Source organism: Streptomyces sp. NPDC093252 (assembly GCF_040683675.1).
Classification (GTDB): Bacteria; Actinomycetota; Actinomycetes; order Streptomycetales; family Streptomycetaceae; genus Streptomyces.
Genome location: NZ_JBFBEM010000002.1, coordinates 44,228 through 60,037, shown reverse-complemented (window position 1 = coordinate 60,037; position 15,810 = coordinate 44,228). Strand labels below are relative to the sequence as shown.

Sequence of the window (15,810 nt, the reverse complement as noted above, 5' to 3'; positions counted from 1 at the left end):
CTCGGAGGGGAGACCGGAATCGGTGCCGGAACTCATCGGCGCTTACCGCCCGGCCTGCGGTTAGGCTCAAGAGGATGTTGATCGGGACGGGAGGGCGTGCATGACGCCGGGGCGCAGAAGCAGTACCTTCACTCGGCTGCTGCGGCACGGCTTCACCGACCCCTCCGCCGCCGAGCGGCTCCTCGACAGCCCCGAGCTGGCCGCCGTCCGGGACGACCCGGTGCTCCTGGAGGCGCTCGGCGCGACCGCCGACCCCGATCTCGCCCTGCACGGCCTGGTCCGGCTCCTGGAGGCGCAGCCCGAGCCCGCCGGACGCCGCGAACTGCTGGACACCCTGATCGCCGCCAAGCCCCTGCGCGACCGTCTCCTCGGGGTGCTCGGCGCCTCGGAGGCCCTCGCCGACCATCTCGCCCGGCACCCGGGCGACTGGCAGGTCCTGGTGACGTACGAGCCCCGGGATCTGCACCCGGGGGTCGCCGAGTTCGAGCGCGGGCTCGCCGAGGCCGTCGACCCGGTGTCGCTGCGCGTCGCCTACCGGCGCTGTCTGCTGTCCATCGCCGCCCGGGACGTGTGCGGGACGACCGGCATAGCGCAGACCGCCGCCGAACTCGCCGACCTCGCCACCGCCACCCTGCGCGCCGCGCTCGCCCAGGCCCGCGCCGCCGCCCCCGAGGACGCGGCGCTGTGCCGCCTCGCGGTGATCGCCATGGGCAAGTGCGGCGGCCACGAGCTGAACTACGTCTCCGACGTCGACGTCATCTTCGTCGGCGAAGGCGTCGAGGGCGCCGACGAGGGCAAGGCGCTGCGGGCCGCGACCAAGCTCGCCTCGCACATGATGCGGATCTGCTCCGAGACGACGGTCGAGGGCTCGATCTGGCCGGTGGACGCCAATCTCCGCCCCGAGGGCCGCAACGGCCCCCTGGTCCGCACCCTCAGCAGCCATCTCGTCTACTACCAGCGCTGGGCCAAGACCTGGGAGTTCCAGGCCCTGCTCAAGGCCCGCCCGGTCGCCGGGGACCCGGAGCTGGGCCAGGAGTACGTGGACGCGCTCCAGCCGCTGGTCTGGCAGGCCGCCGAGCGCGAGAACTTCGTCACCGACGTCCAGAAGATGCGCCGCCGGGTGGTGGAGAACATCCCCGCCGACGAGATCGACCGCGAGCTGAAACTCGGGCCGGGGGGCCTGCGGGACGTCGAGTTCGCCGTCCAGCTCCTGCAACTCGTGCACGGCCGCTCGGACACCGGGCTGCGCAGCGGCACCACCCTCGACGCCCTCCAGGCCCTCGCCGACGGCGGCTATGTCGGCCGGGCGGACGCCGTCCAGCTCGACGAGGCGTACCGCTTCCTGCGCTCCATGGAGCACCGCATCCAGCTCTACCGGCTGCGCCGCACCCATCTCGTCCCGGTCGAGGAGGCCGACCAGCGCCGCCTGGGCCGCTCGCTGGGGCTGCGCACCGATCCGGTCGGCGAGCTGAACCGCGAGTGGCGGCGGCACGCGGCCGTCGTCCGCCGACTGCACGAGAAGCTGTTCTACCGGCCGCTGCTCGACGCCGTCGCCCAACTCGCCCCCGGCGAGGCCCGCCTCAGCCTCGCGGCGGCCCGCGAACGCCTGGTCGCCCTCGGCTACGCCGACCCCGCCGCCGCCCTGCGCCATCTGGAGGCCCTGTCCTCCGGCGTCACCCGCAAGGCCGCCATCCAGCGCACCCTGCTGCCGGTGCTGCTCGGCTGGTTCGCCGACTCCGCCGACCCGGACGCCGGGCTGCTCAACTTCCGCAAGGTCTCCGACGCCCTCGGCAAGACCCCCTGGTATCTGCGGCTGCTGCGCGACGAGGGCGCCGCCGCCGAGAACCTCGCCCGGGTGCTGTCCGCCGGGCGCCTCGCCCCCGACCTGCTGATGCGCGCCCCCGAGGCGGTCGCCCTGCTCGGCGACGGCGCCGGACTCGCCCCGCGCCCCCGCGCCCATCTCGAACAGGAACTCCTCGCCGCCGTCAGCCGCGCCGAGAACGCCGAACACGCGGTCACCGTCGCCCGGGGCGTCCGCCGCCGCGAACTGTTCCGCACGGCCGCCGCCGACATCGTCGGCTCCTACGGCACCGAGGCCCGCCCCGCCGAGGCCGACCAGGGCGCCCTGGTCGACCGGGTCGGCGCCGCCGTCTCCGACCTCACCGCCGCGACCCTCGCGGGCACCCTGCGCGCGGTCGTCCGCGAGCACTGGGGCGCCGAACTCCCCACCCGGTTCGCCGTCATCGGCATGGGCCGCTTCGGCGGCCACGAACTGGGCTACGGCTCCGACGCCGATGTCGTCTTCGTCCACGAACCCCGCGACGGCGCCGACGAGCGCGAGGCCGCGCAGGCCGCGGGCAGGGTCGTCGCCGAGATGCGCCGCCTCCTCCAGATCCCCAGCTCCGACCCGCCGCTCCTGATCGACGCCGACCTGCGCCCCGAGGGCAAGTCCGGCCCCCTGGTCCGCACCCTGAAGTCCTACGAGGCGTACTACCGCCGCTGGTCCCTGGTCTGGGAGTCGCAGGCCCTGCTGCGGGCCGAGCCGGTCGCCGGCGACCCGGAGCTGGGCGCCGCCTTCCTCGCCCTCGTCGACCCCCTGCGCTACCCGGAGGCGGGCCTCACCGACGACGCCGTACGCGAGATCAGACGGCTGAAGGCGCGGATGGAGTCGGAGCGGATGCCGCGCGGCGTCGACCCCAAGCTGCACACCAAGCTGGGCCCCGGCGGTCTCTCCGACGTCGAGTGGACCGTGCAACTCCTCCAGATGCGGCACGGCGCCCATGAGCCGACCCTGCGCACCACCCGCACCCGCGAGGCCCTCGCCGCCGCCCGCGAAGCGGGCCTCATCACCCCCGAGGACGCCACCACCCTCGACGAGTCCTGGGTCCTGGCCACCCGGGTGCGCAACGCGGTGATGCTGGTCAGAGGCCGCGCGGGCGACACCTTCCCGACCGACACCAGAGAACTCGCCGCAGTCGGCCGCTACCTCGGCTACACCCCCGGCCACGCAGGCGACATGCTCGACGCGTACCGCCGCACGGCGAGGAGGGCACGGGCAGTGGTGGAGCACCTCTTTTACGGGGCTGAGCGCACAGGCTTTTAGGGGCGCGGGGCTGTATCGATTTTGCGGCTCCGCCGCGGGGCGCGACCAGCCACAACGCACCCGCACCCGGCAACGAACCAATAACCCGCCGACGCTACCCCTGTTTGGGAAGCAGAACCTTCCCTTCGGCCCCCATCGGCACAACCCTCGGCAACCCATAAGGCAACGCCCCATACCAAACCCGAGCCACCCCGTACCCGAACGCCAAACAGACCATCCCCCCCACCGCGTCCAGCCAGAAATGATTCGCCGTGGCCACGATCACCACCAGCGTCAACACCGGGTACAAAAGCCCCAGCACCCGCACCCACGGCACGGACGCCAACGCGAAGATCGTCAGCCCGCACCACACCGACCAGCCAATATGCATGGACGGCATCGCCGCGTACTGGTTCGACATGTTCTTCAGATCGCCGGATGCCATCGACCCCCAGGTCTGATGGACCAGCACCGTGTCGATGAAATTCACACCGTTCATCAACCGCGGCGGCGCGAGCGGATACAAATAGTAACCGAGCAGAGCGATACCCGTCGTCGCGAAAAGCACCGTGCGGGTCGCCGCATAACGCCCGGGATGACTGCGATAAAGCCACACCAGCACACCCAGGGTGACCACGAAATGCAGCGTGGCATAGTAGTAGTTCATTCCGACGATGAGCCAAGTCACGGAATTCACCGCGTGATTCACCGACTGCTCGACCGCGATACCGAGCTGCTGTTCGGCGCGCCAGATCCAGTCCGCGTTCTTCAGCGCCTGCGTCTTCTGTTCCGGCACCGCGTTGCGGATCAGGGAGTAGGTCCAGTAACTCACCGCGATCAGCAGGATCTCGAACCACAGCCGGGGCCGCCGGGGGGTGCGCAACCGCCGCCCGACCCCTCGCAGCCGCTCGCGGAACCCGCCGGGCGACACGTCCGCAACGGGCTGCGGAGAGACCTCTGCGCGGTCTTCTCTCGTCGTCACGGTCGTGTCACTCATGGGCACAGAGTCTGCCAGAAAAGACATCCTCGTCCGATCATCCCCTGGTCGGGTTCGCCCCGCATCCTCTACTTCCCAGGAACGATGATCCCCCTGATCAGGCCCTGATCGGGACGCCGAAGGAACCCTGACCGGACCCTGATCCGAGCCCGGCCGGACCCCGGTCAGGCCCTGCCGCGCTCCCCGGGCGCCGAGGCTGTCGACCCCCGCACCACCAGCTCCGGCATGAACACGAACTCACTGTGGGGCGCGGGCGTCCCGCCGACCTCCTCCAGCAGCGTGCGCACCGCGGCCTGGCCCATCGCCGGGACGGGCTTGCGGATGGTGGTGAGCGGCGGATCGGTGAACGCGATCAGCGGTGAGTCGTCGAACCCGACCACCGAGACATCGTCCGGCACCTCCAGGCCCTTCTGCCGCGCGGCCCGGATCGCGCCCAGCGCCATCATGTCGCTGGCGCAGACCACGGCCGTGCAGTCCCGCTCGATCAGCGCGCTCGCCGCGGCCTGACCGCCCTCCAGGGTGTAGAGGGAGTGCTGGATCAGCTCGGCCTCGACGGTCTGCGCGGGCACCCCGAGCTGCTCGTGCACCGCCCGGACGAACCCCTCGATCTTCCGCTGCACCGGCACGAACCGCTTCGGCCCGAGCGCCAGCCCGATCCGGGTGTGGCCCAGCGACACCAGATGCGTCACCGCCAGGGTCATCGCGGCCCGGTCGTCGGGGGAGATGAAGGGCGCCTGCACCTTCGGCGAGAACCCGTCGACCAGCACATAGGGCACGCCCTGGGCGTGCAGTTGCTCGTAGCGCTGCATGTCGGCGGTGGTGTCGGCGTGCAGACCGGAGACGTAGATGATGCCGGCGACCCCGCGGTCGACCAGCATCTCGGTGAGTTCGTCCTCGGTGGATCCGCCGGGGGTCTGGGTGGCCAGCACCGGCGTGTAGCCCTGCCGGGTCAGCGCCTGCCCGATGACCTGGGCCAGCGCCGGGAAGATGGGGTTCTCCAGCTCCGGGGTGATCAGTCCGACCAGTCCGGCGCTGCGCTGCCGCAGCCGGACCGGGCGCTCGTAGCCGAGGACGTCCAGCGCGGCGAGCACGGACTGACGGGTGGTGGCGGCGACGCCCGGCTTGCCGTTGAGGACCCGGCTGACGGTCGCCTCGCTCACCCCCGCCTGCGCTGCGATGTCGGCAAGCCGTGTGGTCACGCCTGAGGACTGTACCGGCCCGGTGCCGCCCTGCGCACCGATCGGACGCCGGGCGCGGGCGGTGGCGCGTCCCGGGGCGGGTTGCTGCGGCATGGCGTCCCCTTGAGGTCGTGTACGGGCGCTGGATGAAAGGTTCGGCAACAGCTTGCAGAGTCTTGCACAACACCGTACGCCCCCGCCCGTTACCAGCCATAGAGGGTCTCCACGTAGTCCCCGCACGGTCTCGTCGTGGGCAACGAGTGGTCACACAGGGATAACTTCCGTGCCGTCTTGCACTTTTTTTCTGCAAGGTCTTTCGCAACGCTTACATCGCTGTTACGTTCACGACGCCCGACGGCGGCAGCAACGACGCGGTCGGCAAGTCGACAGGAGCGGTGGACGGGACCGCCCCTGTAGCACTCGGGCTTACGACCTCAAGGAGAACTCATGCGGCGTGGCATAGCGGCCACCGCGCTGGCGGCCTCCCTCGCCCTCGCGGCGACGGCCTGCGGCGGGAGCGACAGCGGCGACAGCGGTGACTCGGCGGACGGCCCGGTCACCATCACCTGGTGGGACACCTCCAACGCCACCAACGAGGCCCCGACGTACCAGGAACTCGTCAAGGAGTTCGAGGCCGCCAACAAGGACATCAAGGTCGAGTACGTCAACGTCCCCTTCGACCAGGCGCAGAACAAGTTCGACACCGCCGCCGGTGCCAAGGGCGCCCCCGATGTGCTGCGCTCCGAGGTCGGCTGGACCCCCGCCTTCGCCAAGAAGGGCTTCTTCCTCCCCCTCGACGGCACCGAGGCCCTCGCCGACCAGGCGAAGTTCCAGCCCAGCCTGATCGAGCAGGCCACCTACGAGGACAAGGTCTACGGCGTCCCCTTCACCACGGACACCCTCGCCCTCGTCTACAACAAGAAGCTGTTCGCGGACGCCGGTGTCGAGCCGCCCACCACCTGGGACGAGCTGAAGACCGCCGCCGCCACGATCAAGGAAGAGACCGGCGTCGACGGCTACTGGGGCTCCACCTCCGCCTACTACGCCCAGTCCTTCCTCTACGGCGAGGGCACCGACACCGTCGACGCCACCGCCAAGAAGATCACGGTCACCTCGCCCGAGGCCAAGAAGGGCTACGAGACCTGGAAGAGCCTCTTCGACGGGGACGGCCTGCGCAAGGCCAACACCACCGCCGAGGCGTACAGCGCCATCCAGGATGCGTTCGTCAACGGCGAGGTCGCCTCGATCATCCAGGGCCCCTGGGAGATCACCAACTTCTACAAGGGCTCCGCGTTCGCCGACAAGAACAACCTCGGCATCGCCACCGTCCCGGCCGGCTCCAGCGGCGAGGCGGGCGCCCCGACCGGCGGCCACAACCTCTCCGTCTACGCCGGTTCCGACGCCTCCCGCCAGGAAGCGGCCCTGAAGTTCGTCAACTTCATGACCTCGGCGAAGTCGCAGGAGACCATCGCCCTGAAGAACTCCACGCTGCCCACCCGCGACGACGCCTACACCGACCAGGTCAAGGCCGACCCCGGGATCGCCGGCTACCAGGGTGTCCTGGCCGCCGCCCAGCCGCGCCCGGCGCTGCCCGAGTACAGCTCCCTGTGGGGCCCGCTGGACGAGGAACTGCTCGCCATCGCCGGTGACAAGAAGTCCCTCGACGAGGGGCTGAGCAGCGCCGAGACCGCCATCCAGAAGCTGGTCCCGGACTTCACCAAGTAAGCCCGGGTGGCCGCCGGATCCCGCCCCCACCACCTCCCGCGCCAGGGGCGGGATCCGTCGGCCACCCGTCTGCGCGCCGCACCCCGGCCCCGCCGCACAGCGGGGCCGGACGGGCCCCACCCCCCTGAGCTTCCGGCTCTTCGAGCTTTCAGAAGGTGTCGCACCATGACAGTCGCCATCGACCGAGCCACCGGCAAGCGGCTCGGTGACCGCGAGCCCCGCCGGCCAAGGCCGGTCGGGCGCCTGAAGCGCGGTTTCCAGAAGTACTGGTACGCCTACGCGATGATCGCCCCGGTGGTCGTCGTGCTGGGCGCCATCGTGCTGTATCCGCTGGCCTACGGCTTCTATCTCACCCTCACCGACGCCAACAGCCTCAACACGGCCCGCACCATCGGCGTCAACGAGATAGCGGCGACCTACCAGTTCATCGGCCTCGACAACTACGCCGACATCCTCTGGGGCGAGACCGCCTACGACCGCTTCTGGTCCCACTTCCTGTGGACCATCTTCTGGACGGCCGCCTGCGTCTTCCTCCACTACAGCATCGGTCTCGGCCTGGCCCTGCTGCTCAACCAGAAGCTGCGCGGCCGGACCGTCTACCGGCTGCTGCTGGTGCTGCCCTGGGCGGTGCCCACCTTCGTCACCGTCTTCGGCTGGCGGTTCATGCTGGCCGACGCGGGCATCATCAACACCGCCCTGGACGGCCTCGGACTGCCCAGCCCGGCCTGGCTGGAGGACACCTTCTGGCAGCGGTTCGCCGCGATCATGGTCAACACCTGGTGCGGTGTCCCCTTCATGATGGTCTCGCTCCTCGGCGGCCTCCAGTCCATCGACAACACCCTGTACGAGGCGGCCGAGATGGACGGCGCCACCGCCTGGCAGCGGTTCCGGTACGTCACCCTCCCCGGACTGCGCTCGGTCAGCTCCACCGTGGTGCTCCTCGGTGTGATCTGGACCTTCAACCAGTTCGCGGTGATCTTCCTGCTGTTCGGCAACACCGCCCCCGACGCGCAGATCCTGGTCACCTGGGCCTACCAGCTCGGCTTCGGACAGCAGCCGCGCGACTTCGCGCAGTCCGCCGCCTACGGCATCCTCCTGCTGGCCATCCTGATCGTCTTCACCTCCTTCTACCGCCGCTGGCTGAACCGCAATGACCAGCAGCTCGCGATCTGAGGCGGGAGCCCCCATGACCACCACGACGACCGCCCCGAGCCCCGCCGCCCCCACCGAGGACCCCGGCAGCCGCCGCCCCTCCCGCCGCCGCGGCGAGCCCGGCCCGCTCGGCCGCCTCGCCACCCACGGCGTCCTCACCGTCGCCAGCCTGATCGCGCTGTTCCCGGTCGCCTGGCTGGTGTTCCTCTCCCTCGGCCCCGACAAGGACGACTATCTGCGTCCCGGCGGCATCTGGGGCAAGATGACGCTGGCCAACTACACCCACGTCCTCACCGAGACGAACTTCTTCGACTGGCTGAAGAGCTCGCTGATCGTCTCCCTCGGCACCACCGTCATCGGCGTGATGATCGCGGCGACCACCGGCTACGCGGTGTCGCGGATGCGGTTCCCCGGGTACAAGAAATTCATGTGGGTACTGCTGGTGACCCAGATGTTCCCGGTCGCCGTCCTCATGGTCCCGATGTACCAGTTGCTCAGCGAACTCCAGCTCATCGACACCTACTTCGGACTCATCCTGGTGTACTGCTCGACGGCCGTGCCGTACTGCGCCTGGCTGATGAAGGGGTACTTCGACACCATCCCCTTCGAGATCGACGAGGCGGGCCGGGTCGACGGACTCTCGCCGTTCGGCACGTTCCTGCGGCTGATCCTGCCGCTGGCCCGGCCGGGTCTGGCCGTCGCCGCGTTCTACAGCTTCATCACGGCGTTCGGCGAGGTCGCCTTCGCCACGACCTTCCTGCTGGACGACGAGAAGTACACGTTCGCGGTCGGGCTCCAGAGCTTCGTCAGCGAGCACGACGCCCAGCGGAATCTGATGGCGGCGACGGCGGTGCTCGTCGCGATACCGGTCTCCGCGTTCTTCTACTTCGTGCAGAAGAACCTGGTCACCGGGCTCACCGCCGGCGGGACCAAGGGGTGAGGCAGCGCCGCCCCCTCCGCGCTCGTTCCCAAGAATCCACGTCACACAAGGACGCCATGACCCCCCAGCACTCCTCAGCGCCGCACACCGCCCTGGCCACCGCCACCCGGCACCGGGACTGGTGGCGGGACGCGGTGATCTACCAGGTCTACCCGCGCAGCTTCGCCGACAGCAACGGCGACGGCATGGGCGACCTGGAAGGCGTACGGTCCCGACTGCCGTATCTGCGCGACCTCGGCGTGGACGCGGTGTGGCTCAGCCCCTTCTACTCCTCGCCGCAGGCCGACGCCGGGTACGACGTGGCCGACTACCGGGCCGTCGACCCGATGTTCGGCACCCTGCTGGACGCCGACGCCCTGATCCGGGACGCCCACGGCCACGGCCTGCGGATCATCGTCGACCTGGTCCCCAACCACTCCTCCGACCAGCACGAGTGGTTCAAGCGCGCCCTCGCCGACGGCCCCGGCTCCCCCCTGCGCGACCGCTACCACTTCCGCTCCGGCAAGGGCGAGAACGGCGAACTGCCCCCCAACGACTGGGAGTCCATCTTCGGCGGCCCGGCCTGGACGCGGGTCACCGAGCCCGACGGCACCCCCGGCGAGTGGTACCTCCACCTCTTCGCCCCCGAACAGCCCGACTTCAACTGGGAGCACCCGGCCGTCGGCGACGAGTTCCGCTCGATCCTGCGGTTCTGGCTGGACATGGGCGTCGACGGCTTCCGGATCGATGTCGCCCACGGCCTGGTGAAGGCGGAAGGGCTCCCCGACCTCGGATCCCATGATCAGCTCAAGCTGCTGGGCAACGATGTCATGCCGTTCTTCGACCAGGACGGCGTCCACGCCATCTACCGCCAGTGGCGGACGATCCTCGACGAGTACGCCGGGGAGCGCATCTTCGTCGCCGAGGCATGGACCCCGACCGTCGAACGCACCGCGAACTACGTCCGCCCCGACGAACTCCACCAGGCGTTCAACTTCCAGTATCTCAGCACCGCCTGGGACGCCGGGGAACTGCGGTCCGTCATCGACGCCACCCTCACCGCGATGCGCCCGGTCGGCGCCCCCGCCACCTGGGTGCTCTCCAACCACGACGTCACCCGGCACGCCACCCGCTTCGCCAACCCGCCCGGCCTCGGCACCCAGATCCGCACCGCCGGTGACCGCGCCCTCGGCCTCGGACGCGCCCGCGCCGCCAGCCTCCTGATGCTGGCCCTGCCCGGCTCGGCCTATGTCTACCAGGGCGAGGAACTCGGCCTGCCGGACGTGGTCGACCTGCCCGACGAGGTGCGCCAGGACCCGGCGTACTTCCGGGGCGAGGGCCAGGACGGCTTCCGCGACGGCTGCCGGGTACCGATCCCCTGGACCCGCACCGGATCGGCGTACGGTTTCGGCGGCGGGGGCAGTTGGCTGCCGCAGCCGGAGGGCTGGGGCGAGCTGAGCGTGGAGGCGCAGACCGGCGTGGCCGGTTCGACCCTGGAGCTGTACCGCGCGGCCCTGTCCCTGCGCCGCTCCGAGCGCGATCTCGGCGCGGGGGAGTCGCTGGAGTGGCTGCGGGCCCCCGAGGGGGTGCTGGCCTTCCGGCGCGGCGGATTCGTCTGCGTCGCCAACACCACCGCCGAGTCGGTGACCGTCCCGGCCTACGGGCCGGTCCTGCTGGCCAGCGGGGAGTTCGGTGAGGCGGACGGCGAGACGAAGATCCCGGGCGACACCACGGTCTGGTTCGGCACGCCCGCCGTCTGACCGGCTTCCCCAACTTCTCGTTCCAACTTCCGTCGGCCCGCTGCCCTTTTGGACAGCGGGCCTCTACTATCTGGCCACTGCAAGTCTTTGTGACGACTTGCAGAAATCCCCTTCAGGGCAGAAATCCCCTTCAAGGGCACAAACCCCTTCCAGGGAACCCCCCTTCAACGGTGAAGGACCCCCACATGGCCAGCAGAATCGTTTCCGGAGGTGGCGCGCTCGCGGTCGCGCTCGCCACCGCCGGAGCCCTCCTCACCCCCACCGGCACCGCCCAGGCCGCCCCGCCCGGCACCAAGGACGTCACCGCCGTCCTCTTCGAGTGGAACTTCGCCTCCGTCGCCCGCGAGTGCACCAACCGCCTCGGCCCGGCCGGCTACGGCTATGTCCAGGTCTCCCCGCCCGCCGAGCACATCCAGGGCGCCCAGTGGTGGACCTCGTACCAGCCGGTCAGCTACAAGATCGCCGGACGCCTCGGCGACCGCGCCGCCTTCCAGAACATGGTGAACACCTGCCACGCGGCCGGGGTGAAGGTGGTGGTCGACAGCGTGATCAACCACATGTCGGCGGGCAGCGGCACAGGCACCGGAGGCTCGGCCTACACCAAGTACACCTACCCCGGCCTGTACTCCTCCTACGACTTCGACAACTGCACCGCCCAGATCACCAACTACCAGGACCGCTGGAACGTCCAGAACTGCGAGCTGGTCGGCCTCGCCGACCTCGACACCGGCGAGGAATACGTCCGCGGAGCCCTCGCCCGCTACCTCAACGACCTGCTCTCGCTCGGCGTCGACGGCTTCCGCATCGACGCCGCCAAGCACATGCCGGCCGCCGACCTCGCGAACATCAAGTCCCGGCTGACCAACCCCTCCGCCTACTGGAAGCAGGAGGTCATCCACGGCGCCGGGGAGGCGGTCCAGCCCGGCGAGTACACCGGCACCGGGGACGTCCAGGAGTTCCGCTACGCGTACGACCTGAAGCGGGTCTTCAACAACGAGAACCTCGCCTATCTCCGCAACTACGGCGAGGGCTGGGGCTACCTGAGCAGCGGCGTCGCCGGGGTCTTCGTCGACAACCACGACACCGAGCGCAACGGCTCCACCCTCAGCTACAAGGACAACGCCACCTACACCCTGGCGAACGTCTTCATGCTGGCCTGGCCGTACGGGGCGCCCGACATCAACTCCGGGTACGAGTTCTCCGACCACGACGCCGGACCGCCGAACAACGGCCAGGTCAATGCCTGCTGGCAGAACAACTGGAAGTGCCAGCACGCCTGGCCCGAGATCGAGCGCATGGTCGCCTTCCGCAACGCCACCCGCGGCCAGGCGGTCACCAACTGGTGGGACAACGGGGCCGACGCCATAGCCTTCGGCCGGGGCAACCGGGGCTTCGTCGCCATCAACCACGAGTCCGGCCCCCTCACCCGCACCTACCAGACCTCCCTGCCCGCCGGGACGTACTGCAATGTCCAGTCCCACACGACGGTGACGGTGAACGGCTCCGGCCAGCTCACCGCCACCCTCGGCACGAACACCGCGCTGGCGGTCTACGCGGGCAAGAACACCTGCTGACCGGGTGCCCGGCAGGGGTGCCGGGCGGGCCGCCGTGACAGGGTGCACCCATGACCCGCCGCCCGACACCCCCAGCCTCCTTCCATGTCCGCCCCGCCACGGTCTTCGAGGACGTCCGTGCGGTGGTCGGCCCGAAGTCACCGGACGCCACCGTCTGCTGGTGCCTCGGCTACCGCATCCCCTCCAAGCTCAACCGCGAACTCAAGGGCCCGGCACGAGGCGAGTACATGGCCGAACTGTGCCGCGAGGACCCGCCCCCGGGCGTGATCGCGTACGACGGTGACGACCCGGTCGGCTGGGCGGCGGTGGCGCCCCGCTCCGCCACGAACTTCGCCCGCAACCGCAAGATCCCGCACGTGGACGAGCTGCCGGTGTGGTCGCTGTGGTGCATCCGGGTCCGCCCCGGTCACCGGGGGCGGGGCGTCTCCCACCACCTCATCGAGGGCGCGGTCGCCCACGCCCGTGAGCGGGGCGCCCCGGCGATCGAGGCATACCCCCTCGACAACGGGGACGCCCGGGTCGACGTGACCATGGCCTACCCCGGCCTGCGCAAAAACTTCGAACGCGCGGGCTTCACCCACGCCGCGGACACGACGTCCGTCCTCTCCGGACATCCCCGGGTGCTGATGCGGCTGGACCTCACCTAAAGGGTGCGTGGAGGCTCCGCAGGTTCAGGGTGCTTGGCGGGGGAAGCTCCGGAGGCTCAGGGTGCTGCGCGCGGGAAGCTCCGCAGGCTCAGCCCGCTCGGCGCGGGGAGCGGCTCGCGGGCCGCCTCGGCGCGGAACGACTGGAGCAGATAGGCGACCAGGCGGCGGGAGGCCGCGGCGTCGCCGGGGAGCGCGGTGACCAGACCGCAGTGCGCCACCAGGGCCACGGTCAGGTCGGAGGGGTGGAAGTCGGCGCGCAGCGCCCCGGCGGCCTGCGCCCGGCGCACCAGCGCCAGCAGGTCCCGCTCGGTCTCCTCCTGTATCCGGGCGTGTGCCCGAGAGGCGGCGGGGAGAGCCGCGGCGAACGCGGCCGGGAAGCCCCGGCTCTCCCGTTGCAGCGCGCAGACCGTCTCGAACAGCCGCTGCAAGCCCCGCCAGGGGTCGGGGTCGGCGAGTGCGCCGGTGAGCGCCCGCGCACAGCTTTCCAGTTGTTCCGCGAACGCGGCCCACACCAGGTCGTCCCGGGTGGGGAACCGCCGGTACAGGGTCGCCACGCCGACCTCCGCCCGCCGGGCCACGGTTGCCATGGGCGCGTCGATGCCGTGCTCGGCGAAGACCGCGCGGGCGGCCGAGAGGAGCCGTTGCCGATTGCGCTCGGCATCCGCGCGCAGACCGCCCTCACCTGCTATCCGAGAGGATTTCCCCACCGCTGTCTCTCATCTCCGACTCAAACGGACGATGCCGTCCACTTCCCACCCTACGCTCGGCCGCAGATCCCCCGGATCCCTTCCGACGACCGCCGCTGCTGCCGAGGTGAGCTTGATGGTCTCCCCCCTGATGAAAGCCGTACTCTTCGACCGCTTCGGTGGCCCCGAAGTGCTGTACGTGGGCCGGGTGCCGCGCCCTGAACCCGCCTCCGGTGAGGTCCTGGTGAGGGTGGCCGCCTTCAGCGTCAACAGCAGCGAGCTGATGGTGCGCACAGGCCGGGCCCGCTTTATGACCGGCCGGAAGTTCCCGATGCGTACCGGGCTGGACTTCACCGGCGAGATCGAGGCCCTGGGCACCGGAGCGACGGGTGTCGCGGTCGGCGACCGGGTGTGGGGTGTGCTGGGCCGTGGCTCCTGGTTCCGGGGCGCCGCCGAGTTCTTGGCCGTGCCGACGGACGGGCTCGGCCGGATCCCGGACGAACTGGACCCGGTGGCCGCCGCCGCCCTGCCCGCGACCGGTTCCACCGCGCTGACGGCCCTGCGGGACAAGGCAGCGCTGCGCCCCGGCGAACGGCTGCTCGTCCGGGGCGCGGCGGGCGGGGTCGGCAACGCAGCCGTCCAGTTGGGCAAGGCGTACGGAGCTGAGGTGACGGCGCTGGCGCGGGGCGCCAACCTCGACTTCGTCCGCGAACTGGGCGCGGACCACGCCGTCGACCACCGGACGGTGTCCCCGGCGGAGCTGGGCCGGTTCGACGTCGTCCTCGACTCGGTCGGCACGGACCTGCGGACCTACCGGCGGCTGCTCGCTCCCGGCGGGCGCATGGTCGCCGTCGCCATCGACTCCCGCCACCTCGCGGCCTGCTTGTTCACGGTCGCCGCCAGCACCGTCCACGGCCGGGGCCGTATCCGCTTCTTCAGCAGCAGCCCCGACCGCGCCCTCCTCGACGCCGTGGCCGACGAGGTACGCAAGGGGCGGCTGCGCCCGGCCGTGGACCGGGTGTTCCCCCTGGCGGAGACGGGGGCGGCGCACCGGGCGCTGGAGGCGGGTGGGGTGCGGGGCAAGTATGTGGTGAGGGTGGACTAGACGGCGGGTCGGCCGAGGCCGCGGGCATCAGGATGGGCCGCCCGTCCGTGCGTCCGGACGGCCCATCCGCGGTGATGGCGGTTCACCGCCGGGTGTGGTCAGGCGTAGACGGCTTTGGGGAAGGGCTCGGCCGTCTCGACGTAGTACTTGCGGACCAGCGGGCCGAAGCCGTGGGCCGTGTCGCCGAGCATCATCGCCCTGACCACCTCCAGGCTCCTCGTGGCAGAGAAATCCCCCGGCTTTGGCTCGGGGTCGCCGGCGACCAACGCCTTCCAGGCGTCCCGGGTCTCCGTCGTGGCGCTGACGTCCGGGTCGAAGCCCAGGTAGTAGACGCGTCCGTCGGTCTCCCTGCCGACGGCGAGGAAGACGATCACATGGAATGACATCTTGAACCTGCTCTTGTCTCCGCCCACGTGACTGGCCGAACCCGATATGTAGACGGCCCGGCCCTTCTCCAGGGCCGCGTTGATGCTCTCCCACCTCTTCGAGATGTTGAAGGCCACCGAGAGGTTGCTGGGGTGGAACAGCGTCCCTCTCTCAGCGCTGAGCAGATCGCCGACCGCTTCGGCGCGCACTTTGCAGTCCTGGTCCAGCATGTCGGTGAACTCGGAACTGGTCGGTGCCTGGAGCCAGCGCGTGAGGCGTTCGAGGGCGGTGCCTGCCGTCTCGTCCACCGCTGTGGAGATCCGCTCCCTGATGGTCTGGAGCGTCGGTGTGGTGATGTCGCCGGCCTGGACATACGCCTGCTTGATCACGAAATATCCCCCCAAAGTCTGGCTCTCCTCGGCGCTCCACTATGGCGCACGGGGCGTGCCTGCGGAAGGGCGGAGAGTGAAGATCGGTGATGAGTGACGGCTCGTCAATTCATGAGTTTGCGGGGCTGGTTGCGGGACGCCAAGGTGCCGATGAAGGCGTCGGCGACTGACCGGTAGCCGGGTCGGGATCCCCCTCGTCCCCAGGTGGGCGAAGGTTGTGGTGGGCCTTG

The 15,810-nt window shown here is 70.3% G+C and carries 12 protein-coding genes; 8 read left to right on the top strand and 4 right to left on the bottom strand.

The genetic code is table 11. From position 1 onward, the window contains the following. The first annotated feature begins 100 nt into the window (after window positions 1-100). On the top strand, window positions 101-3,103 hold the full coding sequence (locus AB0O01_RS03480) for a bifunctional [glutamine synthetase] adenylyltransferase/[glutamine synthetase]-adenylyl-L-tyrosine phosphorylase (protein WP_365310606.1): 3,003 nt from the start codon (window positions 101-103) through the stop codon (window positions 3,101-3,103). 94 nt (window positions 3,104-3,197) lie between these two features. On the opposite strand, the gene AB0O01_RS03475 is transcribed toward AB0O01_RS03480, so the two are convergent. Further along, window positions 3,198-4,079 (bottom strand): phosphatase PAP2 family protein, encoded by an 882-nt coding sequence (locus AB0O01_RS03475; RefSeq protein ID WP_365310604.1) that lies wholly within the window; start codon window positions 4,077-4,079, stop codon window positions 3,198-3,200. A gap of 164 nt (window positions 4,080-4,243) precedes the next feature. Next, window positions 4,244-5,278 (bottom strand): LacI family DNA-binding transcriptional regulator, encoded by a 1,035-nt coding sequence (locus tag AB0O01_RS03470; protein ID WP_365310602.1) that lies wholly within the window; start codon window positions 5,276-5,278, stop codon window positions 4,244-4,246. 426 nt (window positions 5,279-5,704) lie between these two features. Between AB0O01_RS03470 and AB0O01_RS03465 the strand changes: the two genes are divergently transcribed. From AB0O01_RS03465 to AB0O01_RS03440, 6 genes are all read left to right on the top strand, one after another. Continuing rightward, on the top strand, window positions 5,705-6,982 hold the full coding sequence (locus tag AB0O01_RS03465) for an extracellular solute-binding protein (protein WP_365310600.1): 1,278 nt from the start codon (window positions 5,705-5,707) through the stop codon (window positions 6,980-6,982). Between the two features lie 165 nt (window positions 6,983-7,147). Beyond that, window positions 7,148-8,155: a sugar ABC transporter permease gene (locus AB0O01_RS03460; protein WP_365310598.1), complete on the top strand. Its 1,008-nt coding sequence runs from the start codon at window positions 7,148-7,150 to the stop codon at window positions 8,153-8,155. A gap of 13 nt (window positions 8,156-8,168) precedes the next feature. Further along, window positions 8,169-9,074, top strand: a complete 906-nt coding sequence (locus tag AB0O01_RS03455; RefSeq protein ID WP_365310596.1) for an ABC transporter permease subunit — start codon at window positions 8,169-8,171, stop codon at window positions 9,072-9,074. 56 nt (window positions 9,075-9,130) lie between these two features. Then, complete coding sequence (locus AB0O01_RS03450) at window positions 9,131-10,813, top strand: glycoside hydrolase family 13 protein (protein WP_365310594.1); 1,683 nt, start codon at window positions 9,131-9,133, stop codon at window positions 10,811-10,813. A gap of 185 nt (window positions 10,814-10,998) precedes the next feature. Next, window positions 10,999-12,387, top strand: coding sequence for an alpha-amylase family protein (locus tag AB0O01_RS03445; protein WP_365310592.1), 1,389 nt, complete (start codon window positions 10,999-11,001; stop codon window positions 12,385-12,387). A gap of 50 nt (window positions 12,388-12,437) precedes the next feature. Further along, window positions 12,438-13,034, top strand: coding sequence for a GNAT family N-acetyltransferase (locus AB0O01_RS03440; protein WP_365310590.1), 597 nt, complete (start codon window positions 12,438-12,440; stop codon window positions 13,032-13,034). 56 nt (window positions 13,035-13,090) lie between these two features. Here the strand turns inward: AB0O01_RS03440 and AB0O01_RS03435 are convergent, their stop codons facing one another. After that, window positions 13,091-13,741: a helix-turn-helix domain-containing protein gene (locus AB0O01_RS03435; protein ID WP_365310588.1), complete on the bottom strand. Its 651-nt coding sequence runs from the start codon at window positions 13,739-13,741 to the stop codon at window positions 13,091-13,093. Between the two features lie 115 nt (window positions 13,742-13,856). Here AB0O01_RS03435 and AB0O01_RS03430 point away from each other — a divergent pair, with 115 nt between their 5' ends. After that, window positions 13,857-14,825, top strand: a complete 969-nt coding sequence (locus AB0O01_RS03430) for an NAD(P)-dependent alcohol dehydrogenase (protein ID WP_365310586.1) — start codon at window positions 13,857-13,859, stop codon at window positions 14,823-14,825. Between the two features lie 98 nt (window positions 14,826-14,923). On the opposite strand, the gene AB0O01_RS03425 is transcribed toward AB0O01_RS03430, so the two are convergent. Then, window positions 14,924-15,595, bottom strand: coding sequence for a hypothetical protein (locus tag AB0O01_RS03425; RefSeq protein WP_365310584.1), 672 nt, complete (start codon window positions 15,593-15,595; stop codon window positions 14,924-14,926). Window positions 15,596-15,810: the final 215 nt, after the last annotated feature.